Below are 24212 nucleotides of genomic sequence, written 5' to 3' on the forward strand. Positions count from 1 at the left end.
CGTCCCAGAACGGACTGTGCAGCGACGTGATTCAGCCGGCCCAGCTTTCGTCCAGACCCTGGAACGGGGGCAGCCTCACGTCCGCCATCAGGGGACCAGCGAGGACTCCGCCCAGCGTCAGCAGGGCGGTACTCGCGGCCAGCACGCGGCCGGGGGGCAGCCGCTGAGGGTCCAGCACTCGGATCATCGCCTCATCCTAGCCAACCGACCGCCCGGGCGGGCTGGCGCTGCTGCCGCAGGACATTCGGCCGTCCCTTCCCTTCTGACGGCGTGCGGCCCGTAACCGGCAGTATGGTGGTCGAATGCGCAGCATGCTGAGGAGAGCGCCGAGCCGGCTGGGGAAACTCGACCGGAAGCTCGTACGCGCTGTGTCCGGCCTCCCCGGGGGCAATCATGACGACTTCTTCCGGCGGCTGTCCGCCGCGGCGAACAAGGGCAAGCTCTGGTTCGGCATCGCCGCCGTGATGGCATTCTTCCCCGGCAGGACGCGACGGGCCGCGCTCCACGGCGTGCTGGCGCAGGCCGTCGCTTCCGCGGTCACAAATCTCGGGTTCAAGACCCTGCTGCCGCGGGCCCGCCCGCTGCCGGAGCACCTTCCGGCCTTCAGGTTTGTCCATCCCCAACCCACAAGTTCCTCCATGCCCTCGGGCCACTCCGCCTCGGCCGTGGCGTTTGCCCTTGGCGCCGGTCTTGTGCGGCCGGCTCTCGGCACCGCGCTGGCCCCCCTCGCGGCGGGCGTCGCTTACTCCCGGGTGCACACCGGGGCCCACTGGCCCTCGGATGTGTTTTTCGGATCGGCGATCGGTGCGGGGGCTGCCCTCGTCACGCGGAAATGGTGGCCGGTTCGGCCGCCCATCCCCGAGCTCCGGCGGACTGCCGTGAAAGCCGCGGGGCTTCCGGACGGTGAGGGTCTGGGCATCGCGGTGAATACGCTGGGCGGCTCGTACGCGGAGGAGACAGTTGCGGCGCTGAAAAAGGTATTCCCCAAAGCGTATATAAAGGAGGTTGCCCAGGACGAGGACCTCACGGCGGAGATCGCCCGGGTAGCCAGCCAGCCCGGGGTGGTGGCCCTGGGCGTCTGGGGCGGTGACGGCACGGTCGGCACTGCGGCCGCGACCGCCGTCGAGCATTCCCTCCCGCTCCTGGTCCTGCCGGGCGGAACCCTCAACCACTTCGCCCGGGACGCCGGCACCCCCAACCTCACGGCCGCAGTCGAGGCCGCGTCCCGCGGTGAAGCGGCCCGGGCGGACGTCGGCCTGGTGTCCGTGGAGCGCGGACTACCCGCCAGCCCCGAACGGCTGCACCTGACGATGCTCAACACCGCGAGCATCGGCCTCTACCCGAACCTCGTCCGCCGGCGCGAACTGCTCCAGCCAGCCCTTGGGAAACCCCTGGCCGGCGTCGTCGCGATGCTGCGGACGTTTGCCGCCGGGTCGCCCACCACGCTGATCGTCGACGGGGTGCGGCACAAACTGTGGATCCTTTACATCGGCCGCGGACGGTATTACCCCCGCGACCACGCCCCGCTGATTCGCCCGGTCCTCGACGACGGCGTCTTCGACCTCCGAATGATCACCGCAGACGAATCCTTTGCCCGGCTCCGGCTGCTGTGGTCAGTGCTGACCGGAACCGTCGCCACCTCCCGGATCACCCACCTCAGCGAATCCAGCAGGATCCGGGTGGAACCCGGGGACACCACCATGGTCCTGGCGGTAGACGGGGAAGTAATGCCCGGGGTGCGCGGGGTCGAATTCTCGGTGACGCCCGGCGCCCTGACGTACTACTCGCCGGCATCCTGACGGCCGCACTGTCATCCTCCCGGACTACCCTGATTCGACCCTGAATCATCCCTGAGACCGGCGAATCCGGCCCTCCGTCTCGGTAGCGTGGTGTGTACACCACCCCACTGCTAGCCAAAGGAACGCTTCCATGATCGAAGCACGAGGCCTGACCAAGGTTTACGGCGAAAAAACCGCCGTCGCCGGAGTCAACTTCACCGTCGAAGCTGGCCGGGTCACCGGCTTCCTGGGCCCGAACGGAGCCGGCAAATCCACGACCATGCGCATGATCATGGGCCTGGACCGGCCGACGTCGGGCACCGTCACCGTCAACGGCACGCCGTTCGCCCGGCACGCCGCGCCGCTGCGCGACGTCGGAGCGCTGCTCGACGCCAAGGCCGTCCACACCAGCCGCTCCGCCTACAACCACCTGCTCGCGATGGCCGCCACGCACAGCATCCCCAAAAAACGCGTGCACGACGTCATCGAGATGACGGGGCTGGCCGATGTGGCCAAGAAAAAGGTCGGCGGATTCTCGCTCGGCATGGGGCAGCGGCTCGGGATCGCCGCGGCACTGCTCGGCGACCCGCAGACCGTCATCCTGGATGAGCCGGTCAACGGACTGGACCCGGAGGGCGTCATCTGGGTCCGCAATCTGGTCAAGTACCTCGCCTCCGAGGGACGCACAGTCTTCCTCTCCAGCCACCTGATGAGCGAGATGGCCGTCACCGCCGACCATCTGATCGTGATCGGCCGCGGCCGGATCATCGCCGATGCGCCGATTCAGGACATCATCACCGGAAAGGGGCAGATCCGCACACGCGTCCGCACCGACCAGCCGGACCTGCTGATGCACCTGCTCGCCGGCGACGGAATTTCCGTGGAACTGCAGGAGAACGAACTGCTTGAAGTCACGGGCCTGGATCCGCGCCAGATCGCCCGCGCGGCCCTCGACAGCCGCGTCATGATCTACGAACTCACCCCGCTTCAGGCCAGCCTCGAGGAGGCCTACATGGAACTGACCAAGGATGAGGTCGAATACCACTCACTGATCACCACGGGCGCTGCCGCCCCCGTCCCGACCGGAGGCAACTAAGCCATGAGCTCAACCACCCTCGACCCCTCCCGCCGCGGCGCGCCCGCCGGCGACGCCCCGGCCGGCGGGATCTTCGGCACCAGCACCGGCCCGGGCCCCAGCTTCTTCCGGGTGCTGAACTCCGAATTCATCAAGTTCCGTACGCTCCTGTCCACGCTGATCCTGCTGGGCTGCACCGTTCTGGTCATGGTGGGCTTCGGTGCCCTCTCCGCCTGGGGCACGGGGCAGTTCGCCGAGGCCGCAGCCACGGACCCGGATGCCGCCGCCGCCTTCGCCTCCCAGGGCGGGGACCTCGCCGTCGGCGTCCCCACGTCCGGCATCGCGTTCGCCCAGTTGATCCTGGGCTCACTCGGGGTGCTGCTGATGAGTTCCGAGTTCACCACGGGCATGGCCCGCTCCACCTTTGCGGCCGTCCCGAAACGAATCCCGGCGTACGCCGCCAAGCTCCTCGTGGTCATGGTGACGGCGTTCGTCCTCACCGCGGCCTCCGTGTTCCTGGCCAGCCTGGTGTCGCTGCCGATTCTGGACAACTACAACCTCAAACTGGACCTCGCCAGCTCGCAGTCGATGAAGCTGCTGCTCGTCAATAGCCTCTACGTCGCCGCCGTCGCCGCCATCGGCATGGCCCTGGGCTCGCTGATCCGTAATTCCGCCGGCGGCATCATGAGCCTGGTCGGATTGTTCTTCGTGGCACCGATCGCCTTCCAGCTGATCCCGGGCGACTTCTTCGTCGAGGCCCGCAAGTACCTGCCCGGCAACACGGTCGAAACCATGACAGCCGTGCAGCATGTCCCGGACACTCTGGAGGCCTGGCAGGCCGCGATGGTGCTGGGCGCCTGGGTCGTCGTGCCGGTGGTCCTGGCCGCGGTGTTGCTGAAAAAGCGGGACGTCTAGGCCCCGGACTCACCGTCTAGGCTCAGAGCATGATCGATGCAGTTCCCGTAAAGGACGCGCCAGCCGGCCAGGCTGACGCGTCCTTCGCTGAAATCACCGCCCGGCGCCGGGGGCGGATCCGGCGCTACCTGTTCCAGCATCCGCGGGCGATGGACGCCGTGGTCGTGGCCTGCTACCTGCTGCTGGTGACCCCCGCCGCGGCGGAAGCGGTGCGCGACGGCGTTTGGCCGGTCGCCGCGCTGCTCGCAGCGACCGCGGCGGCGCTGTGGTTCCGGCGGAGCCATCCGGTGCGAGTGGTGGCCGTCGTGGCGCTGCTGGAATTGGGCGTGACCCTGCTCCACCCGTGGGGTTCCAACGTCTCCGCCGGCCTGTGGTTTGCGCTCTACTCCGTCGCGGCGACGCGCAGCCGCCGGTTCGCGCTGGTGTGCCTGGCGTCGGCCACTGTGCCGCTGGTGATTGTGTACTTCCTGCTGGCAGTTGGTCCGCTGGATGGCCGGCTGCCGGACATGGGAGTGAACACACCGGAAAACTTCCAGCTCATCACCAGCATCGCCTCCGCCATCAGCATCACCCTCTCCAACGTCATTGCCACCGGGCTCGGGGTCTCGGTCCGGCAGCGGCGCGAGCACGAGCACGAGATTGCGGCCTGGGCCGCGAGGGCCGCACAACTCGGGTCGGTCACCGAACGCAACCGCATTGCCCGCGAAATGCACGACGTCGTGGCACACTCGCTCACGGTGATGGTCAGCCTGGCGGACGGGGCCGCCGTCGTCGTCAAAAAGGACCCGGCCAGGGCAGCGGAGGTCCTCGGGGAACTCTCCCGCACCGGCCGGACCGCACTGGCGGACATGCGGCGCGTCCTCGGTGTGCTGCGCGACGATTCGGCCCCCGGGGAGGCTCCCCGCGAACCGCTCGTGGCCGGGGACAATCTGCGCAAGCTCCTCGAGGGCTTCCGCACCGCGGGGCTCCCGCTCCACTACACTCACACCGGCCCCTCGCTGCCTGACGACGCCGCGTTCCAGCTGACGGTCTACCGGATCGTGCAGGAGTCGCTCACGAACGTGCTGCGCTACGGCCGCTCGCTGGGCCGGGTGGACGTGGCCATTGCCCGGAACGGCCCCACGGTCACCATCGACGTCGTCGACGACGGCAAGGGCACCATCGAAGCCGGTGGCCTGGTTGCGGCGGCGGCGCGGAAATCCCCCGGATCCGTGGGGACCGGGCAGGGTCTGGCCGGAATGGGGGAACGGGCACGAATCTATGCGGGGACCGTGGAGGCAGGCCCGAGCCCTGATCACGGCTGGCGAGTGCACGCCGTCCTGCACCGGAACGGCGACAACGGAAGCAAGAACACATGAGTCAAGGGGAACCGATGAGCGAAACCGGACCGATCCGCATCCTGCTGGTGGATGACCAGCCGCTCCTGAGGATGGGATTCCGCCTGATTTTGGAGGGCGAGGATGATCTGGCGATTGTGGGCGAAGCCTCCGACGGCGCCGACGCGATCCGCCAGGTCCGCGAGCTCGCGCCCGACGTTGTGCTGATGGACGTGCGGATGCCGGTGCTGGACGGGATCGGGGCCACGCGGGCCATCACCGCTTCCGGGGCCCACGCGAGGATCATCATCCTCACCACCTTCGACCTCGACGAATACGCGTTCGCCGGGCTCCAGGCCGGGGCCTCGGCCTTCCTGCTCAAGGACGTGGCGCCCGCCGAACTGGTCATTGCCGTCCGGGTGGTGGCGAGCGGTGACGCGGTCGTGGCCCCGCGCATTACCCGGCGGCTGCTGGAAACGTACGTCCGGGGCAACGGGGCCGATCCGGCCACCGGCGGAGTCCCCGCCGGGGTCAGGCCGGCCAGGGATCCGCTGCTGGAGGACCTCACCCCGCGCGAAACCGAGATGCTCGGGGCCATGGCCGAGGGGCTCTCCAATGCCGAGATTGCGCACCGGTACTTCCTCTCCGAAGCCACGGTCAAGACACACGTGCGCCGGATCCTCAACAAGCTTCATCTGCGCGACCGCGTGCAGGCCGTGGTGTACGCCTACGAGACCGGTCTGGTGGTGCCCAGCAACCCGGACTACTGAGCACCGGAGACGGGCTGCACGGCCCAGGGAGTCCGAAGCAGTGGTTTCAGGCACATTTCAAAATTGCCCGGGAGGCAACTTCCCTTGCTTCATGGGCCTTATTGCTGGAGTTGTGCCCGGCTCAGCCCTCCGTCATTTGTGGGATTGCACAGACCAGACGCTTCCGTGCCCGGTCTAGGGTGAAACGTCAATGTGGTCCGCCACACAAGTTTTCACGATCCACCCGCGGACCGAATAATCCACGAAGGACGGCGCTTCATGCAGGCTGACCAGCAACTCTCCAAATCCCTGAAACCCAGGCATCTGTCCATGATCGCGATCGCTGGGGTGATCGGTGCCGGGCTCTTTGTCGGCTCCGGCGCCGCGATTCAGCAGGCGGGTCCCGGCATCCTGGTCGCCTACACGGCGGCAGGCCTCGTTGTCATCCTGGTCATGCGGATGCTCGGTGAAATGGCGGCGGCCAATCCGGAAACCGGTTCGTTCTCGACCTATGCGGACAAGGCCCTTGGCCGGTGGGCAGGATTCAGCATCGGCTGGCTGTACGCCTGGTTCTGGATCATTGTGCTGGGTATCGAGGCCACGGCGGGTGCGGCGATCATGCACCGTTGGGTGCCCGGGATCGACCAGTGGATCTGGGCGCTGCTGCTGATGGTGGTCCTGACCCTGACCAACCTGGGGTCGGTGAAGTCCTTCGGCGAGTTCGAGTTCTGGTTCGCCTCCATCAAGGTCGCGGCGATCGTGCTGTTCCTGCTCTTCGGCGTCGTGGCGATTCTGGGCCTCATCCCGGGCGTCCCGGCCCCCGGAGTGAGCAACCTGCTGGAAAACGGCGGCTTTATGCCCAACGGACCAGGCGCCGTGCTGGCCGGTATCCTCGTGGTCGTCTTCTCCTTCTTCGGCGCTGAAATCGCCACCATCGCCGCCGGTGAATCCGAAAACCCCGTCGATGCGGTCAAGAAGGCCGTGAAGTCCACCGTCTGGCGCATCCTCGTCTTCTACATCGGCTCCATTGCGATCGTCGTCACCCTCCTGCCCTGGAACTCCGCCTCTGTGGCCAAGAGCCCGTACGTAGCCGTGATCGAGCTCTACGGCATCCCCGGCGCCGGCACCATCATGGACATCGTGGTACTCACCTCCGTGCTCTCCTGCCTTAACTCCGGCCTGTACACGGCCAGCCGGATGCTGTTCTCACTCTCCCGCCGCGGCGATGCGCCGCGGTCCTGGATGCGGATCTCCAAGCGCGGCGTCCCTGCCGCCGCCGTCCTGGCTTCCACCGTGGTCGGGTTCATCACCGTCGGCCTGAACTACATCGCTCCCGACACCGTGTTCCTGTTCCTGGTCAACACCTCGGGAGCCATCGCCCTGTTCGTCTGGCTCGTGATCGCCGGCTCGCAGCTGATTCTGCGCCGCCGGATGGGCGCCGCGGCCAAGGACCTCCAGTTGAAGATGTGGCTGTTCCCCTACCTGACCTGGGTCGCCATCATCAGCATCGTTGCACTGCTCATCGGCATGGTGGTCCTGGACACCACCCGCGAATCGCTGCTGCTCTCCCTGGCCCTCGCCGCCGTCGTGGTCGGTATCGGCCTCTGGCGCTACCGCAAGAACGGCGGGAAGACCCCGGAGCCGGGCAACGGCGAGACCGGCGCCGGCAAGGCCGAGACCGGGGCACCTGCCGAAGACGCCATCGTGGGAGCCGGCCAGGCGTCCTAGCTCCCGCCCCGCCCCCGCACCAGCTCCGCCCTCGGGGCCCCCAGCACCACGGGACATGCCCAGCCTTGCCGCGCTGCAGTGGACATAGTGGCATTATGTCCACCCGGCGCGGCCAGGGAAGGGCATGTCCCGCGGCCCGGGTGGGGCATGCCCAGTCCTGCGCCGACGGGGAGGGCATGTCCCGCGGGTCAGGTTCGGGACATGCCCAGTCGTGGGTGCCAGGGGAGGGCATGTCCCGCGGCCCAGCCCGCCCGATGAGCCTGCGCAGGCCACAGCGGGTTCACAGAAGGGTCCTAGCCAGGGCATAGTGCCCCGGGGTTCCATGGACGCATGACCACGTCTCCGCAGCCACCGCACGAACCGCACCCCAACCACGACCGCGGCCTGGAATTCGACCTCTCCACCCTCTTGAGCCGCCGGTCACTGGGCATGTTCCTCGGTGCCGGCACGGCTGCCGCCCTGGCAGCCTGCACGCCGGGCGGCTCCGCCCCGGGGGCCGCGTCCGCCTCGGCCGGGTCGACGCCGGCATCCTCCGGAACCGCCGCGGCCACCGGCACGCCGTCGGCCTCCGCCTCGCCCACGCTGACCCGGGCGATCGCTGAATGCGGCGTCGAAATCCCGGCGGAAACCGCGGGCCCCTATCCCGGCGACGGCTCCAACGGCCCCAACGTCCTGGCCTCCTCGGGCGTGGTCCGGCAGGACATCACCTCCAGCTTCGGCACCTCCTCCACCAGGGCCGACGGGGTGCCGCTCGCCGTCACGCTCACCCTGCTGGACAACGCCAACGGCTGCACGCCCCTGGCCGGGGCCGCCGTCTACGCCTGGCACTGTGACCAGGACGGCAAGTACTCCATGTACGACGCCGGGCTCAAGAACGAGAACTATCTCCGCGGCGTCCAGCAGGCCGACGCCAACGGTCAGGTCACCTTCCAGACCATCTTCCCCGGCGCCTACAGCGGCCGCTGGCCGCACATTCACTTCGAAGTCTTCGAGTCCATGGACAATGCGACGGCGGCCGGGCAGGTTCTCGCGGTGTCCCAGATCGCACTGACGGACGCCGCCTGCAAGGAGGTCTTCGCCTCCGCCGGCTACGAATCCAGTGCCCGCAATTTCCCCCGGACCACGCTGACATCGGACAATGTCTTCGGCGACGACGGCGGCATCTACCAGCTGGCCACCATGTCCGGGTCGGTGTCGGGTGGGTACACGGCCGGACTCAACGTCACCGTGTAGGGCCGTTGGGCCAACGGCACGGCGCTAGACTCGGAGCCATGCCTTCAGAGTCCAACGCCGCAGCCCACATCCAGGACCTCGGCGCGTACGTCACCGCGTCGCCGTCGAGCTTCCATGCCGTCCACGAAGCCGCCCGCCGGTTGAACGGGGCGGGATTCACCGCCCTCGACGAGCTGAAGCCTTGGGACGGAGCCGCCGCGACCGGAAAGTTCTACGTGCTCCGCGACGGTGCGATCATCGCCTGGGTGACGCCGGAGACGGCCGGTCCCACCACGGGCTTCAACATCCTGGGCGCACACACCGATTCGCCGTCGTTCAAGCTCAAGCCCAGGCCCACCACGGGCAAGTTCGGCTGGTTGCAGGCCGGCGTCGAGGTTTATGGCGGCCCGCTGCTCAACTCCTGGCTGGATCGGGAACTGCAGCTTGCTGGGCGCCTGGTGATGCGGGACGGGACCCAGCACCTCACCGCCACCGGCCCGCTGCTGCGGTTCCCGCAGCTGGCCATCCACCTGGACCGCGCCGTGAACGAGGGGCTGGCCCTGGACAAGCAGCAGCACATGAACCCGGTCTACGGGCTTGGCGACCCGGCGGGCGAGGACCTGCTGGGCCTGCTGGCGGGCCGGGTTGCCGGCGCGGACGTGGACGCTGCCCTGATCGGCGGCTACGACGTGGTCATCGCCGACACCCAGGCCCCGGCCGTGTTCGGCGCAAAGGGTGAGTTCTTCGCGTCCGGCCGGCTGGATAACCTGTCGGCAACCCATGCCGGACTCACGGCGCTGATCGGGCACGCCGCCTCGCCGCTGCCGGCCGGGGCGCCGATTGCGGTGCTGGCCGCGTTCGACCATGAGGAGATCGGCTCGGCCTCCCGTTCCGGCGCGAGCGGGCCCATCCTCGAGGACGTGCTGGTGCGCATTTCCGACGGCCTGGGGGCCTCGGCGAGCCAGCGGCGGCAGGCCCTCGCGGCGTCCTTCTGTGTGTCCGCCGACGCCGGTCATGCTGTCCACCCCAACTACGCCGAACGCCACGATCCGGCCAACCGGCCGGCCCTGAACGGCGGGCCGCTGCTGAAGATCAACGCCAACCAGCGCTACGCCACAGACGCCGCCGGCGCCGCCCTCTGGGCGCGGCTGTGCTCGGACGCCCGCATCCCGTACCAGGAGTTCGTCTCGAACAACGTTATGCCCTGCGGCTCCACCATCGGTCCCCTGACCGCCACCCGCCTTGGCATCCGGACGGTCGACGTCGGCGTGCCCCTGCTTTCGATGCACTCGGCCCGTGAACTCTGCGGCGTCGAGGACCCCTACCGGCTTGCGAAGGTGACGGAGCTGTTCTTCCGCACGGCGGCTTAGGCGCTCAAAGGTCGGCGCCGCGCGGGCTAGGGCGTGCAGGCCGCGGCGGCCCCGTTGATCCTGTAGAGATGGACCGCATTGCCGTCCTCGAACGTGTCCCTGAAGTTGCCGTTGCTGATCGCCACCGTACGGTCCTCATCCAGGACCGTTGCGGTCGCGGCCGCGCCCCGAAGGCACCCCAGAGTGAATTCGGCTGTCTGCGGGTCCGCCTGCGCCGAGCCGGCGAAAACGTAGAGATCGCCCCCGTGTATTTTCACCGCCGCGTCAACGCCCGCGCCGTGGGCCAGCGCTCCGTCGAGGAACGGCGCGTTGAGGACCGGGGCGAGATCGGTAATTTGCCTGTTGACGGCGGTCACCCAGGGCCTGATCTCCTCACCGCAGGCGTCCCGCAGGATGTGCTGCGTCTGGCAGTCGCCCCCGAAGCTGTGATTGAAGTAGATAATCCCGCGTGCCCCGTGGATCAAACTGCTCCACACAGCAGCGCGGATCTCCGGACCGGTAATCGTGGGAGCTTGGTCCTGGGTGAACGGGTGTCCGACTTCCACAAACGCCCACACGGGTTTACTCAACGCCGGCGTAATTAGGGAACGCAGCTTGCTGACCGTCCAGCCATAGTTGGCTGCGAGTCTGCACTTTCCGGGTTCCAACTCCTGTCCGTCTGCGAAAACAGCGCCGCCCTCGCTCGGTCCGCAGATGTAGGGGTCCGTAAACCAGTAATTGTCGGCAGAGACGACATCCTGAAAGTCGTTCAGGAATGTCGCGGCGTTTGCGGCCCCTTCCCAGAAAGTAACGCCCTTTCCGTAGTTGCTGTAAAGCAGGGTCTGTTGGGGAAGCGCCTTGAGCAATTCGCGCTGGACGGTGAAGCCGCAGCCTAGGTTCGCCGGCCTGCAGATTTCGCCTTGGCCGGGCCACAATCCTGTCCACTCCCCACTGCCTCCGCGGGCCCACATGTCGACCTCGTCGGAAAGCACCCTGCCCATTGCTCCTTGGAGGGGTTCCTCGGTCAAGGCAAACGACCCCACATTGGTCGCAAACCCTATGTCTGAGTTGCCGGTCAACTCGACATAAGTGTTTATGAGGACTGCCCTGTCTTTTGGAGCATCGGCGGGGTCAGTCAGGCTTTCTTTCCAGACGCCGATCGGAAAATAAGTGGGATCAATTGGCAATGTGTTGGGAAACTTGTTGAAGTAATCGGAACCGCCATCAACATTCCGGATGGTTGGTGACTCAGTGACTTCCACTGAAGTCTGAGGATCACTGGAGCCAAATTGCACCCAGGTGATCGCGGTTCCGAGCGCAAGAAGGACTGACGCACCGAGAACGCCAATGCCCTTTGCTCTGGACGTGATTTCTACCCGCGACGCGCTTTGCCTCATAGTCATCCCGTAACTTCGCAGAGGGTGAGACCCTTACTTCCTTGTTATGGTCCTCGCGATCCTACGGCCGGTCAAGGAGTCAGGAGATGGCCTGCCGCGGTCGGCGGTGCGGACCGTGACGGTGCCGTCACACGATTGGGGATTCGGTGATCGTCACCGGACTGAGCTTCATCTTCAGGGGGATGCCTGCCGTGATGCGGGTGCATCCACTGCGCGACCTGCCTGTCCGCGCCCCGCCACGGGACGGGAATTGAAATCATCAGCAGGAGTCGGCCCCAGGACCCGGCGGAGCCGCGTCGTGAGCTGGTATTCGACAAACCTGGCGAGTGCACCCACGTCCCGCCCGATGCTGACTTCCCCGGACGATTCGATGGCCTGTGAGTAGAAGTCCTCCAGGACGCCGGCCGCCCGCGTCAAAGAGAACCTTTCCCGAACTGTGGATAGCCCGAAACTGCCAAGCGTCTTGCGGCGGGACTCGTCGACAAGCAGGCCGCGCAGCAGTTGCGCCAGCCGCTCTGCCCCGCCCTGGGTTCCGGGTCCGACTCCGTACCAGCCCTGCTCAAGGAAAAGTGGAAGGCTATCCGGAGTTAAAAGTTCCCAAAACCCTCTTTCGCCCTGAACGATCAGTGGCTTCGCAAACGCCAGTGCCCGCAGCGCCGACCCGCCCATTCCTAGGGCGACATCAGCAGCTGCATAGGCCGCCCTAGGGTCCCCAAGCTCCCCGGTGAGCACGATAACCTGCCGACCCCTTGCGGCGTTGACCGTCCGGGCGTGGCCTTCCACGAGGTGCCGTGCCGGGCCGTCGCCGGCGACGACAAGTTGGACGCGGAATTCTTTCGACAGCAGCCCCACACCGTCGATCGCGGCCAGGATGCCCTCAAGTTTTAGCTCCGTTGCCAGCCGGGACACGAGAACCACGGTATAGGCGGCCGGATCGAGGCCCCACGATCTAGAGAAGGTCTGCTCGGCGAAGTCCCACGACGGATTGTTTGCTTCAAGGTCCACTGGCGGCTCCAGGAGCGCAGCCAATGTCCGACCAAACTCCTGCTCCGTCTTCAGGATCTCCTGGGTGCCGACCAGAAGCGGCATTGACTTTGGAATGAAAGGAGCCACCGACATTGACATCACCGTTGCCACGGCGGCAGTGCCCGGCGACCGCCGGGACGCAAGGAGGCTTTCCAGCGCCGGCGGCCATTCATAGCCGTGCATGATGTCGATCTTGCGTTCCCGGCCCAGTTGGACCAGAGCCTTCACTACCGACGGCGTAGGCCTGCGGTGCGGTTCCGGGGACGGAATGAAGTCGAGTCCCAACTCCTCGATGCGCCGGTTTAGCGGCCCCGGCCGTCCGTAGACGACGACGTCGTGACCCAACCGCTGCACGGCAGATGCAAGCTCAATGGCGTTCAGCTGGCTGCCGCCGATCCCCAGATCGTGCGGGTAGACAAGAATCCTCATACTGGAGCCTCCACTGTGTCTGGCTTTCCGATGGACCGAAGTTCCCGAATGTGGTCCCGCTGCAGGTACAACAATCCTGCTGTCACCAGCACCGCAAGTGACCCGGCAGCGCAAAGTGCCACGAAGTGATCGGACACGGTGAGAGCCAGGATGCGTGCTGCCGCACCGGTTGCCAGTCCCGCTGCGACGGGTAGACGCAGCTTTCTCCCTATCCCACTGAGGGCCAGCCCATGTTTTCTCAGCTTCCACAGGTAAAGCGGAAGAACCACGCATCCCGTCACGGCCGCCTGTGCGGCCGCGAGTCCGGCCAGCCCTCCCCAGGATGCCCCGGCCACCAGAGCAGGAACCAACACCAGCAAACTCCCCGCCTGGACTGTGAAGACCGTCCCGGACCTGCCAAGAACCACGAGGTAGTCATAGGAAAGATCACAAAATACCTTGCACATCGCGGCAATAACCAGCCAGGAAAGGGCCGCCGCGGCCGCCACCCAGGCCTCACCATAGACAAATTCCACGAAGGGCACCGCGCTGCCGGCCAGGAAGAGAATGATCGGGAATGTTGCCGCCGCCAACACCACGACTATCGATTCCATGGCTGAATTCATGGCGCCTCGATTACCCTGCAATGACGAGAACGCAGCAGGCGCAACCCTGCGGAGCGGTTGGGCCAAAATACTCACCGGCCAGTTCGAGAGGTTGAAGGCCAACACGTAGAACGCCAGGACCGTTGAACCCAGGACCGTGCCGGCCGTGAGCTGGTCCGCATATCCGACCGCGAAGAATATGACGCTGGTACCCGCCAATGGCAGCCCGAATCTCAGCAGGGGCCCCAGTTGCGAGCGGTCCAGTCCAAAGCGGTACGGCAATGGCGAGGCCACCAGAAACATCACACCGGAAACCAAACTGCCAACCAGCCTGCCGACCGCCAGCGCCATGGCACCCATGCCCGTGAGGGCCAGGACCACGGACAGGACGGCGCCGATCCAGACGTTGGCCTGGTCGATTCCAAGCCGTTCCTTCTCCCTGAAATTGCGCTGCAGCAGGGCCGCGGGCGAGGCAACAATCCCATTGACGAAGACACTTAGAATCAGGATCCTCACCACATCAGTGGCGTCCGGATCTCCCATTGCTGCGGTGAAGGCCGGCGCGGCGAAAATTGCGGCGGTGCAGAAAAGTGTGCTCCCGACGACGGAAATTGTGTTGACCGTGGGAACAATCTTTGCCGGGTCTTCGGGCCATCGGACAATTGCGAGGGAGACACCAAGTTCGTTGAAGCTCAGTACTGCCATGAGGGCGACCATGGCGACGGCAAAAGTGCCGAAGGATTCGGGGCCTAACACGCGTGCGAGGACTATTCCTATGCCGAGCGTCCCGAGGCGGGAGATGACCGTATTCAGCAGGCCCCATGCAAATGCATTCGAGGCGCCGTTTGGACGACTCCGGAGGGGCGGTTTCATTGCTGTCCCAGTGCTGACGCTAATTTTCGATCGAAAACAACCACGGGCGCCACCATTCATACCCAAGAGACCACTCAGCCAGTTTCCACAGCCTTTCAGGGAATGTGTGGATCCCGAACCGACGTATTCATTGCCGCACGCCAATGGGTACTGCCATGGAAAAGTGCCCGGTCAGTGCCGGAGTTGAAGCGTTACCCCCACTCATTGGCGGTGCTGTTGCAAATATAGTCGCGGGTCTGCGGCGGGCCTAGGCCGCATGGAGAGTCGAGTAGATCATCGACGGAAGTCGAGTAATTATCGGGCCCAGTACTTGCTTTCGATGCGAATAGCCTTCCGGCCGCCGGCCGTGCCGTCGTACGTCTCTTCGAACAACGAGGCGCTGCCCGCCATCCCGGGCACGTGGCCCAGGGTTGTCCACATGGAGTCAGGCGTTGCTTCCCGGACTATGCCGGGCGCGCCTACACTGGGCAGGCATGGAATCGCGGAATCCGGCCCTGATGCACTAAGCTATTGAAGTCTGTGCTGCGCCCTGCCCCCGTTCCTGGGGGTGATGCGGGCACATGGCACCGCAAATGAACCTCCTGTTACGGAAATGCCGTAACCGCTTAGCCCAAAGGAGGTGGGTTCACATATGCGTCCTTACGAATTGATGGTAATCATCGACCCCGAGGTCGAAGAGCGTACCGTTGAGCCAACGCTTCAGAAGTTCCTGAACGTCATCACGACCGATGGTGGAACCATCGAAAAGGTTGACATCTGGGGCCGTCGTCGCCTGGCTTACGAAATCCAGAAGAAGTCTGAAGGTATCTACGCCGTGGTGAACTTCACCGCTGAGCCGGCTACCGCCAAGGAACTTGATCGCCAGCTGAGCCTCAATGAGACCATCATGCGCACCAAGATCACCCGCCCCGAAGTACAGAAGGTTGTTGCTGAGTAATATCAGCTCCCGATTTTCACGCTTCACCCCGCAGGAACGAACAAGGAGGCAGTAGATGGCAGGCGAAACCACTATTACGGTCATCGGTAATCTCACCAGTGACCCCGAACTGAGGTTCACACCGTCAGGCTCGGCAGTAGCGAATTTCACCATCGCTTCTACTCCTCGTACCTTCGACCGCCAGTCCAATGAGTGGAAGGACGGGGAAACCCTGTTCCTCCGCGCATCGGTATGGCGCGAAGCTGCCGAAAACGTCGCCGAGTCCCTGACCAAGGGCATGCGCGTGATCGTTTCCGGCCGGCTGAAGAGCCGTTCCTACGAAACCAAAGAAGGCGAGAAGCGCACCGTTATCGAGCTGGAGGTCGACGAAATCGGCCCCAGCCTGCGCTACGCCAACGCCAAGGTCAACCGCACCCAGCGCTCCGGCGGTGGGGGTACCGGTAACGGTGCCCAGGGCGGCTTCGGCGGCGGCGGCGGCAATAGCGGTGGCGGCTTCGGCGGCGGCTCTGGTGGAAACCAGGGCGGCAACTCGGGCGGAACCTGGGGCGGCAACCAGCCCGCACAGCAGGATGACCCCTGGGCCACGCCCGGTGTCAGCAATGCAGGCGGCGGCTGGGGCAACGGCCCGGATTCCGAACCTCCCTTCTAAACAACATCTAAGGTTCGACGACGGAACCCGCCGGAACGCCGCAAGGCGGACGGGTGCTGACCGGCGTCGGATCACCACCATCCCGTGGATCAATATCCACGGGCTCCATCGAATAGGAGCTCCACGATGGCTAAGGCTGAACTCCGTAAGCCCAAACCAAAGTCCAACCCCTTGAAGGCCGCTGACATCACTGTCATCGACTACAAGGACGTAGCATTGCTGCGCAAGTTCATCTCCGACCGCGGAAAGATCCGCGCCCGTCGCGTCACTGGCGTCACGGTGCAGGAACAGCGCAAGATCGCCCAGGCAATTAAGAACGCCCGCGAAGTTGCTCTGCTGCCTTACTCCGGCGCTGGCCGCGGCTAAGGAAGGGATTAACTAACATGGCAAAGCTCATTCTGACCCACGAAGTAACCGGTCTCGGTGCTGCAGGCGATGTTGTCGAGGTCAAGGATGGTTACGCACGTAACTACCTGCTGCCCCGCAACTTCGCTCTGACCTGGTCCAAGGGTGGCGAGAAGCAGGTTGAGTCCATCAAGACTGCCCGTGCCGCCCGCGAGCACGCTTCCCTGGAAGACGCTCAGAGGCAGGCAGCTGCACTCTCCGCCAAGCCGGTCAAGCTCGTTGTCAAGGCAGGCGAGACCGGACGACTGTTCGGCACCGTCAAGCAGGGCGACGTTGCCGACGCTGTTGAGGCCGCTGGCCTTGGCCGCATCGACAAGCGCAAGGTTGAACTGCCGGCTCACATCAAGTCGGTTGGTTCCTACCAGGCCAACGTTCGTCTGCACAACGACGTTGCCGCTGTGATCGAACTCGACGTAGTCGCAGGCAAGTAGCCCTCACCGGCTCTGCAGTCCTGAACTGCTGGAAGGCCCCCGCCTTCGGATTCCTCTTCGGAACCGGACGCGGGGGCCTTCTGCTTTAACTTCAACGGGCCTAGTCGTGGTGCAGGACCGTGGTCACGTGCCGGGAGCCGTTGCGGATCAGCTCGGTCAGCACCGCCTCGTCGACGTCGTCGAGCTTGTTGACGTAGAGGCACCCGGCGCCGGTCTTGTGCTTCCCCAGCCGCGCCAGCAGAGCTGCTGCTGACTCCGGGCCGTAGCTCAGCCCGTAAAGGGACAGGCTGGCCTTCCGTGGCGAGAAGCCGACGGCGGGTGCGTCTCCCTCCCGGCCGGTCGCGTACTTGTAGTGGTAGCGGCCGAAGCCGACAATCGTCGGGCCCCACATCTCCGCCGGCTGCCCGGTGATCTCGGCCATCAGCTCCAGCAGCCGGAGCCCGTCCCGGTGCCGGACGGGATGCTCGACGGCGGCGAGGAACTCCTCGACGGACGCACCGGTTGCCGTGGTCTTGTTTTGGGATTCGTTGTGGGTCTTGTTCACAGACATGCGGGAAGTCTCGCAGACCGCGGCAGTCTTGTCAGCCGCACCGTTGCCGGTGATAGCCTGCGGCGGTGACCTCGACTACTGCACCCGCGCCCCGCCTCCGTCCCTTCGCCAGGTGGATGTCTTCTCGGCCGAGCCATACCGGGGCAACCCGCTGGCTGTTGTCGTCGACGCCGGCGGACTCTCAAAGGACGTGATGCAGCGGTTCGCCAACTGGACCAACCTCTCGGAGACCACCTTCCTGCTGCCTCCCGGCGATCCCGGGGCGGACTACCGGGTGCGGATCTTCACCGGCAGCGAAGAGTTTCCCTTCGCCGGGCACCCCACCCTCGGCTCGGCGCATGCCTGGCTTGAAGCCGGCGGCATTCCCCGGCAGGACGGGATGCTGGTCCAGGAGTGCGGGGCCGGATTGGTCAGGGTCAAGCGCGACGGCGGCCGGCTGGCGTTCGCGGCCCCGCCGCTGACCCGCTCGGGGCCGGTGGCCGAGGACGACCTCGCCCGCATCGCCGCAGGCCTCAGAATGCCGCGGGAGGCGCTGCTGGCGCGTCCTGGCTGGTCAACGGCCCGGAGTGGATTGGTGTGCTGCTCGAGTCGGCGGAGCAGGTGCTCGCCGTCAGGCCTGATTATGCGGCCATGGCGGGACTCAAAGTCGGTGTGATCGGCCCCCATCCCGCCGGATCGGAGGTCGGGTTTGAGGTGCGCACGTTCATCTCGGGCGACACCGCGGCGGAAGACCCCGTCACCGGCAGCTTCAACGCCGGCGCGGCCCAGTGGCTGATCCGCAGCGGCCGGGCCCCGGAGTCCTATATTGCGGCGCAGGGAACAGTGCTGGGGCGGTCCGGGCGGGTCCACGTTGACGCGCTGGGGGACGACATCTGGGTCGGCGGGAGTTCGGTGAGCTGTATCGAGGGGTTCGTTCTGCTCTGAGCCGCCGACCGGTCGCCAAACCTTCAGGCCTCCCGGCGCCGTTGTGCTGTCAGTTGTGGTTGTCATTCCGCCCTTTTAGGGCCCAAAAGTGGCAGAGCAACGGAGGGCGGGAATAAACCGCACAGATCCGCGCTTTTCTAGGTAGATGCAAACGCATGTATAGGCGTTTGTGGCCGTGACACAACTTGAGGAGCATCCCCGTGGAATCCCGCCGTATCACCGTACTCTCCGCCGGACTCGGCGTCCCGTCGTCGAGCCGCCTGCTGGCGGACCAGCTGGCCGCCTCCGCGGAACGGCACCTTGCCGCGGCCGGTTACGCCGTCGATATCCAGGTGCTGGAGCTGCGCGACCTCGCCGTGGATATCGCCAACAACTTCGTGACCGGCTATGCCGCACCGAAGCTGGCCGGGGTGATTGCCGGAGTCGAGGCCTCTGACGGCATCATCGCCGTCAGCCCGGTCTTCAGCGCCTCCTACAGCGGCCTTTTCAAGTCGTTCATCGACGTCCTTGACCCAAAATCGCTCGAGGGCAAGGCAGTCCTGCTCGGCGCCACTGCCGGAACGGATCGGCACCAGATGGTCCTGGACTTCGCGATGCGGCCCCTGTTCACTTACCTCCGCACCCGGATCGCCAGTACTGCCGTCTTTGCCGGCCCCCAGGACTGGGGCAACGACGACGGCGGGTCACCCCTCTCGACGCGGATCGACCGGGCGGCGGGGGAGTTCGTCGGACTGCTGGAGGGGACGCAGCCGCGCCGGACGCCCGCGGCCGTGGAATCGCTGCCGTTCGAGCAGCTGCTCGCCGGTATTTCAGGCCGGCCCTGACATCTCCGGCTGCGCCAGCGAACGATTCAGCGTCCCGGCTCGTTGTGCGGGACATGAAGTGTCCTGTGGATTCAATTGACCTGATCATGAGCGAACGCGGTGGCGTCGAGATCGACTACTGCCCCCAGTGCCGCGGCGTATGGCTGGACCGGGGGGAGCTGGACAAGATCCTGGACCGCGCCGCCGAGACCATGGGGCCGTCCGTCTCGGCGCCGCCGCTGCCGCCGGTGACGCCCGGCCATATCCCGCCGCCGCTCTACAACATGGACCCGCGCCGCGACGACCCGCGACGGGACGACCGGCGTCCGGATGACCGCCGCTATGACGACCGCCGTGACCGGCCGCGCTATGACCAGCCCCGGTATGACGACCGCCGCCGTCCCAAGAAGAAGGAAGGCTGGCTCGGCGAGCTGTTCGACTTCTAGTTCCCAGGGCCGGAAAGTCAGTCCTCGAGGAGGGCGATGAATTCGCGCGCCTGCTTGATGGAGATGTCCGAGTGGCGGGTGAGGGCCTCCGCGGCGGCCTCGGTGTCGCCGCTCCTGGCCATGGTGCGGATCCTGCCGTAGATCTCGTCGTTGAGCATGTTGCTGCTGACCTCGCGGGTGACATCGCCCTTGCTGGCAATCGCCCGGTACCGGTAGGCAAAACGCTGCGGGGCGTCGTCGTCGTCCTCGCTGGGCGCCTGCTCGGGTGCCTCAGGCCGGAAGGGCTGCGGGTGGGCAGCCAGGGCCCCCACAGCATCGCGCGAGGCCCGCAGGCCGTCTCCTGTGGCCTCGAAGTACAGCTTGATGGCGGCCATGGCCTGGCCCTGGGCGATCAACGCGTAAAGCCGGCGGTGCTGCTCCTGGCTGAGTTTGGCGGCGGCGGCACGTGCGAGTTCAACCGGATCCCGTCCCGCCGGTGGGGCAGCTTCCGGCCGTGACCGCGTGCCGCGGCGGCCGAGGGCGCGGGCGCCCAGCAGGACACCGGCTACAACGAGCACCAGAATTAGCAGGGGGATAAGCAGGGATTCCATGAAACTACAGCCGATCTACATATTTCTTGGCGGTCAAAAGATCTGAATGGGTCGCCTGCCGCAGCAACTTGATGGCCTGCAGCTTCTTGCCGCTCCTTGCCATCGACTGGAGTTGCAGGGCGAACTGTGGGTTCAGCTGGCCGCCGGGCAGCACATGCCCCTGGTAGCCCGGCTGCCCGGCGGCGGGTGCCAATCCCGTCTGGGCACGCAACGCGCTGCGCGCATGATCGGCCTGCTGTGACTGCTGCTGTTCATTCTGGCTGGGGCGGGTGACGGCGTCCACGCGGGCCCGGGCGGCGGTGGCGGCTTGGATCTGGGCCGCATAGTGGGCCTGGGAGCGGACGGCCAGTTCCTGCTGGTAGCGCTCCGCGTCAGACACCCCGGTATCGCGGGGCCTGAGGGCCGTGGCAAAGGCCCAAAGCACTGCCGCCAGGATGAGGGCAGGCAGTATGACTAGCAGTACATCGCCCATGGGAAGAGCTTATGTCAGATCGCAGTTATCCACAGCACATTCCGCAGTAGGCATACCGTGCGTCGCCGTGGCGTCAATGCCGGGCTATCTCGTGATGACCATCACCAAATGTGCATATTTCCGGCGTTGTGTGCCCTCTTCTGCCGCTGGCTATCCCCAGCCGCTACCCGCAAGCTGTGGATGAATGTTGACCGAAAATTCTTTTGTGTCCACACGGTGATTCTGGCGTTTCCCCACGTCAGAGGCTGATTGCTGGTAGAAGAAAATTTCTATCCACAGCTGTTCCCACAGGCTGTGCACAAGCAGGAGGCAGTAGTGCACAGGTTATCCACAGGTGGGGCGGCCGGTCGGGTTGGTGCCTGCTCCGGCGGGGGATAACGTTGCTGGATATCGAGCCGTGGATACCGAATCCGATGCAGGCTTCCTTCTCAATCCCGGCCCCTGGGCCTGGACCGGGCTGTGGAAAATCGGCAGTTCCGGGAGGCAGCCAAAGTGTCGGGGCCCGCTGATAGAACTTAACCCGTCAGGCTTGCGCCGGGGTTGGCGCCAGCGGGCACCAAGGCCCATGGCACACGCGTCGCCGGCGTACGGACATCCGCCGAGGCACACAATGGAGGACGGCAGTTTTGTCAGTTACGCATCTGGACTCAGTCGAGGGGACTCGGGGAGCCGAAGGCAGCCGCAAGCCGCCCCAGGACATTCCCGCCGAGCAATCCGTGCTGGGCGGCATGATGCTGTCCAAGGACGCCATCGCCGACGTCGTCGAAATCCTGCGCGGCGTGGACTTCTACCGCCCTGCGCACGAGACGATTTACGAGGCCATCATCGACCTCTACGGCCGCGGCGAACCTGCCGACGCCGTCACCGTCTCGGATGAACTGACCAAACGGGGCGAGATCAACCGGATCGGCGGCCCCGCCTACCTCCACGAGCTCATCCAGACCGTTCCCACCGCCGCCAATGCCGGGTACTACGCCGAAATCGTGGGCGAACGCGCGGTCCTGCGCCGCCTGGTCAACGCCGGCACCAAGATCGTCCAGCTCGGCTACGGCCAGGACGGCGAGGTCGAAGACCTGGTGAACCAGGCGCAGGCGGAGATCTACGCCGTGGCAGAGCGCCGCACCGCAGAGGACTACGTTGTCCTCAAGGACGTGATGGAGTCCACCGTGGACGAGATCGAAGCGTCCGGTCACCGCGAGGAGGGAATGACGGGCGTTCCCACCGGCTTCTACGAACTCGATGAGCTCACGCACGGCCTGCACCCCGGCCAGATGATCGTCATCGCTGCCCGCCCCGCCGTCGGCAAGTCCACCTTCGCTCTGGACTTCGCCCGCTCCGCGGCCATCAAGAACAACCTCGCCACCGTGATGTTCTCCCTGGAAATGGGCCGGAACGAGATCGCGATGCGTCTGCTGTCCGCGGAGGCCACGATCGGCCTTCAGGACCTGCGCAAGGGCACCATCAAGGACGAGCAGTGGTCCAAGATCGCCACCACGATGGGCCGGATGAATGACGCCCCGCTCTTCATCGACGACAGCCCCAACATGTCGCTGATGGAAATCCGGGCCAAGTGCCGGCGCCTGAAGCAGCAGCATGATCTCAAACTCGTCATCCTTGACTACCTCCAGCTGATGAGCTCCGGTAAGAAAGTGGAGTCCCGCCAGCAGGAGGTCTCCGAGTTCTCCCGTGCGCTGAAGCTGCTGGCCAAGGAGCTCCAGGTCCCCGTTATTGCCCTGTCGCAGCTGAACCGTGGCTCCGAGCAGCGCCAGGACAAGCGGCCGATGGTCTCGGACCTGCGTGAATCGGGTTCCATTGAGCAGGATGCCGACATGGTCATCCTGCTGCACCGTGAAGACGTCTATGACAAGGAATCGCCGCGTGCCGGCGAGGCGGACATCCTCATTGCCAAGCACCGTAACGGGCCCACCAAGGACATCGTGGTCGCCTTCCAGGGCCACTACTCGCGGTTCGCCAACATGGCGGCCGACGCCGGGGGCGGCGGCTTCTAACGGCTACTCGCCGCCGGCCCGGAGCAGGTGGTTGGGCAGCCGGTTCCCCGGTGCCCGGCCACGGATCTCCAACAGTTCGCGGGCGTGGGCGTGCAGCCGCTTGTCCTCCTCGGACACCGGCACCCACTGCGGGATCGGGACGGATGTGCCGTGCTCGTCCCGTGCCACCATCACGGTCAGGCAGTACGTCGTGAGCTCCAGCTCGCGTCCTTTGGGATTTCCCGACCGGACATGCACCGCAATGTGCATGCCCTTGGTTCCGGTGTAGACGAGTCGGGCCTCCACCTCCACCACGTGGCCGATGAGCAGCGGGCGGTAGAACCGCACGCCACCGGAGAAGACGGCCACCGTATCCATCCCGCAGTACCGCGAGGCGCAGACGTAGGCTGCTTCGTCGATCCATTTCATGACTATGCCGCCGTGCACTTTGCCGCCCCAGTTCACATCCGTGGGGGCAGCCACGAAGCGGAGGACAACGTTCTCGGCCGTTCCGGCGTCGGTATATTCCTGTCCGCTCATCGCCTGGACGATGTCCTCGCGGACCTTGATCCGCGCCAGCGCATGGTCGCGCTGTTCGATTTCTTCCGGCGTCCTAGGCTCAAACTGCGCCACCGGGATGGGCTTGCCATCAGCGCCGACAGCCACAAAGATCACCATGCACTGGCTGCGCATCGTGGCCGGGCCACCCTTCGGATCGCCCGAGGACACCACGGTGCGGATATGCATGGAGGACCGGCCCGTATAGACGATCGTGGCCGTGACCTCAACCATGTCCCCGCTGTTGACCGGGTCCGCGAAGTGGATGTTCCCCACGTAGGCCGTCACGCAGTAGGACTTGGACCAGCCGACCGCCGCGGCATAGGCCGCCTTGTCCACCCACTCGAGCACGGTGCCGGCGTCGACCGAACCGCTGTGGCCGACGTCGGTGGGCGCGGCGAGGAAGCGCAGGGTTACGGCATTGGCAGCAGTCTCACTCATGGAAGTGAGTTTACTGACGGGCCGCGGAAGCGTCGCGGGCGGGGACACAAACGCGGTCCGGGACGCCACACAAGATAAGACGGCGGGCGGCCGCCTGTTGGTGACCGCCCGCCGGCACGCACCGCCTGGCGCTGGAAATTCCTTAGGCCAGGACGTTGAGCCTGGAGCCGGTGCGGCCGAAGAGGGCCTTGTCCACGGAGACCTTGCCGGCGCCGACAAGGGCCACGGCCAGGGCGGCGGCGGCCAGGATGAGTACCAGCTCGTAGCCGCCGGTGGCAGCAAAGATTCCTGCCGGGGCATGGACCAGGAACAGGGCGCCAAGCATATTGACCGCGAGCAGGGCGGCGAATACGCGGGTGAGCACACCCAGGATCAGTGCGATGCCGCCGACAAGTTCCAGCGTGGCGACGACCGGCGCTACGAGGTTGGCCGCCGGGACGCCCATCTGAGCAAAAGCGGCCTGCGTCCCTGCGATGGTGAACTCGTTGAATTTCTGCCAGCCGTGGGCGGCGAAGAGGAATCCGGTGACGATGCGCAGGATGGTGCGGGCCGTGGTGGTGAGTGTGGGCTGGTTCATGGGGATGCCG

25 protein-coding genes and 1 pseudogene are annotated in these 24212 nt (G+C 65.8%); 16 read left to right on the plus strand and 10 right to left on the minus strand.

Annotated elements, in window-relative coordinates; all coding sequences use genetic code 11:
• Positions 1-31: 31 nt before the first annotated feature.
• Entirely contained in the window at positions 32-187 is a 156-nt protein-coding gene (locus AC50YC_RS07370) for a hypothetical protein (RefSeq protein WP_494952903.1), read from the minus strand.
• Positions 188-302: 115 nt separating this feature from the next.
• Here AC50YC_RS07370 and AC50YC_RS07375 point away from each other — a divergent pair, with 115 nt between their 5' ends.
• From AC50YC_RS07375 to AC50YC_RS07410, 8 genes are all read left to right on the plus strand, one after another.
• Positions 303-1799 (plus strand): bifunctional phosphatase PAP2/diacylglycerol kinase family protein, encoded by a 1497-nt coding sequence (locus AC50YC_RS07375; RefSeq protein WP_494952904.1) that lies wholly within the window; start codon positions 303-305, stop codon positions 1797-1799.
• A 130-nt stretch (positions 1800-1929) separates the two neighbouring features.
• Positions 1930-2874: an ABC transporter ATP-binding protein gene (locus tag AC50YC_RS07380; protein ID WP_494952905.1), complete on the plus strand. Its 945-nt coding sequence runs from the start codon at positions 1930-1932 to the stop codon at positions 2872-2874.
• Positions 2875-2877: 3 nt separating this feature from the next.
• Positions 2878-3768, plus strand: a complete 891-nt coding sequence (locus tag AC50YC_RS07385; RefSeq protein ID WP_494952906.1) for an ABC transporter permease — start codon at positions 2878-2880, stop codon at positions 3766-3768.
• Between the two features lie 29 nt (positions 3769-3797).
• Positions 3798-5126 (plus strand): sensor histidine kinase, encoded by a 1329-nt coding sequence (locus AC50YC_RS07390; protein WP_494952907.1) that lies wholly within the window; start codon positions 3798-3800, stop codon positions 5124-5126.
• Positions 5127-5140: 14 nt separating this feature from the next.
• Positions 5141-5854 (plus strand): response regulator, encoded by a 714-nt coding sequence (locus tag AC50YC_RS07395; protein WP_494952908.1) that lies wholly within the window; start codon positions 5141-5143, stop codon positions 5852-5854.
• Positions 5855-6112: 258 nt separating this feature from the next.
• Complete coding sequence (locus AC50YC_RS07400) at positions 6113-7561, plus strand: amino acid permease (protein WP_494952909.1); 1449 nt, start codon at positions 6113-6115, stop codon at positions 7559-7561.
• Between the two features lie 330 nt (positions 7562-7891).
• On the plus strand, positions 7892-8794 hold the full coding sequence (locus AC50YC_RS07405) for an intradiol ring-cleavage dioxygenase (RefSeq protein WP_494952910.1): 903 nt from the start codon (positions 7892-7894) through the stop codon (positions 8792-8794).
• A gap of 38 nt (positions 8795-8832) precedes the next feature.
• Positions 8833-10143, plus strand: coding sequence for a M18 family aminopeptidase (locus AC50YC_RS07410; protein ID WP_494952911.1), 1311 nt, complete (start codon positions 8833-8835; stop codon positions 10141-10143).
• Between the two features lie 26 nt (positions 10144-10169).
• Here the strand turns inward: AC50YC_RS07410 and AC50YC_RS07415 are convergent, their stop codons facing one another.
• The 4 genes from AC50YC_RS07415 to AC50YC_RS07430 all read right to left on the minus strand — a co-directional run bounded on the left by AC50YC_RS07415 (position 10170) and on the right by AC50YC_RS07430 (position 14851).
• A complete protein-coding gene (locus tag AC50YC_RS07415; RefSeq protein WP_494952912.1) occupies positions 10170-11384 on the minus strand; it encodes a hypothetical protein in 1215 nt (404 codons plus the stop codon).
• Positions 11385-11693: 309 nt separating this feature from the next.
• On the minus strand, positions 11694-12974 hold the full coding sequence (locus AC50YC_RS07420; RefSeq protein ID WP_494952913.1) for a glycosyltransferase: 1281 nt from the start codon (positions 12972-12974) through the stop codon (positions 11694-11696).
• Positions 12971-14575, minus strand: a complete 1605-nt coding sequence (locus AC50YC_RS07425; RefSeq protein WP_494952914.1) for an oligosaccharide flippase family protein — start codon at positions 14573-14575, stop codon at positions 12971-12973. The genes AC50YC_RS07420 and AC50YC_RS07425 overlap by 4 nt, the downstream gene beginning before the upstream one ends.
• A gap of 150 nt (positions 14576-14725) precedes the next feature.
• A complete protein-coding gene (locus tag AC50YC_RS07430; protein WP_494952915.1) occupies positions 14726-14851 on the minus strand; it encodes a hypothetical protein in 126 nt (41 codons plus the stop codon).
• Between the two features lie 211 nt (positions 14852-15062).
• Between AC50YC_RS07430 and rpsF the strand changes: the two genes are divergently transcribed.
• The 4 genes from rpsF (at position 15063) to rplI (ending at position 16853) form a co-directional block, all read left to right on the plus strand.
• Positions 15063-15368 carry a 30S ribosomal protein S6 gene (gene rpsF / locus AC50YC_RS07435; protein WP_024366241.1) on the plus strand — a complete coding sequence of 102 codons (306 nt, stop codon included), beginning with the start codon at positions 15063-15065 and terminating at the stop codon, positions 15366-15368.
• A 55-nt stretch (positions 15369-15423) separates the two neighbouring features.
• Positions 15424-16017: a single-stranded DNA-binding protein gene (locus tag AC50YC_RS07440; protein ID WP_494952916.1), complete on the plus strand. Its 594-nt coding sequence runs from the start codon at positions 15424-15426 to the stop codon at positions 16015-16017.
• Between the two features lie 126 nt (positions 16018-16143).
• The gene (gene rpsR / locus AC50YC_RS07445) at positions 16144-16383 is read left to right on the plus strand and encodes a 30S ribosomal protein S18 (RefSeq protein ID WP_003800144.1); all 240 of its coding nucleotides are present in this window, start codon (positions 16144-16146) and stop codon (positions 16381-16383) included.
• A 17-nt stretch (positions 16384-16400) separates the two neighbouring features.
• Positions 16401-16853 (plus strand): 50S ribosomal protein L9, encoded by a 453-nt coding sequence (gene rplI, locus AC50YC_RS07450; RefSeq protein WP_494952917.1) that lies wholly within the window; start codon positions 16401-16403, stop codon positions 16851-16853.
• A gap of 100 nt (positions 16854-16953) precedes the next feature.
• On the opposite strand, the gene AC50YC_RS07455 is transcribed toward rplI, so the two are convergent.
• Entirely contained in the window at positions 16954-17403 is a 450-nt protein-coding gene (locus AC50YC_RS07455; RefSeq protein ID WP_494952918.1) for a DUF1801 domain-containing protein, read from the minus strand.
• 65 nt (positions 17404-17468) lie between these two features.
• On the opposite strand from AC50YC_RS07455, the pseudogene AC50YC_RS07460 reads away from it, so the two are divergent.
• From AC50YC_RS07460 to AC50YC_RS07470, 3 genes and pseudogenes are all read left to right on the plus strand, one after another.
• Positions 17469-18327, plus strand: a pseudogene (locus AC50YC_RS07460) (PhzF family phenazine biosynthesis protein).
• Between the two features lie 200 nt (positions 18328-18527).
• Entirely contained in the window at positions 18528-19151 is a 624-nt protein-coding gene (locus AC50YC_RS07465; RefSeq protein WP_494952919.1) for an FMN reductase, read from the plus strand.
• Between the two features lie 65 nt (positions 19152-19216).
• Positions 19217-19576 carry a TFIIB-type zinc ribbon-containing protein gene (locus AC50YC_RS07470; RefSeq protein ID WP_494952920.1) on the plus strand — a complete coding sequence of 120 codons (360 nt, stop codon included), beginning with the start codon at positions 19217-19219 and terminating at the stop codon, positions 19574-19576.
• A 17-nt stretch (positions 19577-19593) separates the two neighbouring features.
• On the opposite strand, the gene AC50YC_RS07475 is transcribed toward AC50YC_RS07470, so the two are convergent.
• Together AC50YC_RS07475 and AC50YC_RS07480 are read right to left on the minus strand one after the other, a co-directional pair.
• On the minus strand, positions 19594-20166 hold the full coding sequence (locus AC50YC_RS07475) for a hypothetical protein (protein ID WP_494952921.1): 573 nt from the start codon (positions 20164-20166) through the stop codon (positions 19594-19596).
• 4 nt (positions 20167-20170) lie between these two features.
• Positions 20171-20638 carry a hypothetical protein gene (locus AC50YC_RS07480; protein WP_494952922.1) on the minus strand — a complete coding sequence of 156 codons (468 nt, stop codon included), beginning with the start codon at positions 20636-20638 and terminating at the stop codon, positions 20171-20173.
• A 626-nt stretch (positions 20639-21264) separates the two neighbouring features.
• Between AC50YC_RS07480 and dnaB the strand changes: the two genes are divergently transcribed.
• Positions 21265-22647, plus strand: coding sequence for a replicative DNA helicase (gene dnaB / locus AC50YC_RS07485; RefSeq protein WP_024367946.1), 1383 nt, complete (start codon positions 21265-21267; stop codon positions 22645-22647).
• Between the two features lie 3 nt (positions 22648-22650).
• Here the strand turns inward: dnaB and AC50YC_RS07490 are convergent, their stop codons facing one another.
• Together AC50YC_RS07490 and AC50YC_RS07495 are read right to left on the minus strand one after the other, a co-directional pair.
• Positions 22651-23625, minus strand: a complete 975-nt coding sequence (locus AC50YC_RS07490; RefSeq protein WP_494952923.1) for an acyl-CoA thioesterase — start codon at positions 23623-23625, stop codon at positions 22651-22653.
• Positions 23626-23767: 142 nt separating this feature from the next.
• Complete coding sequence (locus tag AC50YC_RS07495; RefSeq protein ID WP_494952924.1) at positions 23768-24202, minus strand: DoxX family protein; 435 nt, start codon at positions 24200-24202, stop codon at positions 23768-23770.
• Positions 24203-24212 lie beyond the last annotated feature (10 nt).

This window comes from Pseudarthrobacter sp. MDT1-56, assembly GCF_059383555.1.

Coding starts and splice junctions, on each gene's coding strand:
- AC50YC_RS07370 (WP_494952903.1), bottom strand. CDS start 187: ATGATCCGAGTGCTGGACCCTCAGCGGCTGCCCCCCGGCCGCGTGCTG.
- AC50YC_RS07375 (WP_494952904.1), top strand. CDS start 303: ATGCGCAGCATGCTGAGGAGAGCGCCGAGCCGGCTGGGGAAACTCGAC.
- AC50YC_RS07380 (WP_494952905.1), top strand. CDS start 1,930: ATGATCGAAGCACGAGGCCTGACCAAGGTTTACGGCGAAAAAACCGCC.
- AC50YC_RS07385 (WP_494952906.1), top strand. CDS start 2,878: ATGAGCTCAACCACCCTCGACCCCTCCCGCCGCGGCGCGCCCGCCGGC.
- AC50YC_RS07390 (WP_494952907.1), top strand. CDS start 3,798: ATGATCGATGCAGTTCCCGTAAAGGACGCGCCAGCCGGCCAGGCTGAC.
- AC50YC_RS07395 (WP_494952908.1), top strand. CDS start 5,141: ATGAGCGAAACCGGACCGATCCGCATCCTGCTGGTGGATGACCAGCCG.
- AC50YC_RS07400 (WP_494952909.1), top strand. CDS start 6,113: ATGCAGGCTGACCAGCAACTCTCCAAATCCCTGAAACCCAGGCATCTG.
- AC50YC_RS07405 (WP_494952910.1), top strand. CDS start 7,892: ATGACCACGTCTCCGCAGCCACCGCACGAACCGCACCCCAACCACGAC.
- AC50YC_RS07410 (WP_494952911.1), top strand. CDS start 8,833: ATGCCTTCAGAGTCCAACGCCGCAGCCCACATCCAGGACCTCGGCGCG.
- AC50YC_RS07420 (WP_494952913.1), bottom strand. CDS start 12,974: ATGAGGATTCTTGTCTACCCGCACGATCTGGGGATCGGCGGCAGCCAG.
- AC50YC_RS07430 (WP_494952915.1), bottom strand. CDS start 14,851: ATGTGGACAACCCTGGGCCACGTGCCCGGGATGGCGGGCAGCGCCTCG.
- rpsF (WP_024366241.1), top strand. CDS start 15,063: ATGCGTCCTTACGAATTGATGGTAATCATCGACCCCGAGGTCGAAGAG.
- AC50YC_RS07440 (WP_494952916.1), top strand. CDS start 15,424: ATGGCAGGCGAAACCACTATTACGGTCATCGGTAATCTCACCAGTGAC.
- rpsR (WP_003800144.1), top strand. CDS start 16,144: ATGGCTAAGGCTGAACTCCGTAAGCCCAAACCAAAGTCCAACCCCTTG.
- rplI (WP_494952917.1), top strand. CDS start 16,401: ATGGCAAAGCTCATTCTGACCCACGAAGTAACCGGTCTCGGTGCTGCA.
- AC50YC_RS07455 (WP_494952918.1), bottom strand. CDS start 17,403: ATGTCTGTGAACAAGACCCACAACGAATCCCAAAACAAGACCACGGCA.
- AC50YC_RS07475 (WP_494952921.1), bottom strand. CDS start 20,166: ATGGAATCCCTGCTTATCCCCCTGCTAATTCTGGTGCTCGTTGTAGCC.
- AC50YC_RS07480 (WP_494952922.1), bottom strand. CDS start 20,638: ATGGGCGATGTACTGCTAGTCATACTGCCTGCCCTCATCCTGGCGGCA.
- AC50YC_RS07490 (WP_494952923.1), bottom strand. CDS start 23,625: ATGAGTGAGACTGCTGCCAATGCCGTAACCCTGCGCTTCCTCGCCGCG.
- AC50YC_RS07495 (WP_494952924.1), bottom strand. CDS start 24,202: ATGAACCAGCCCACACTCACCACCACGGCCCGCACCATCCTGCGCATC.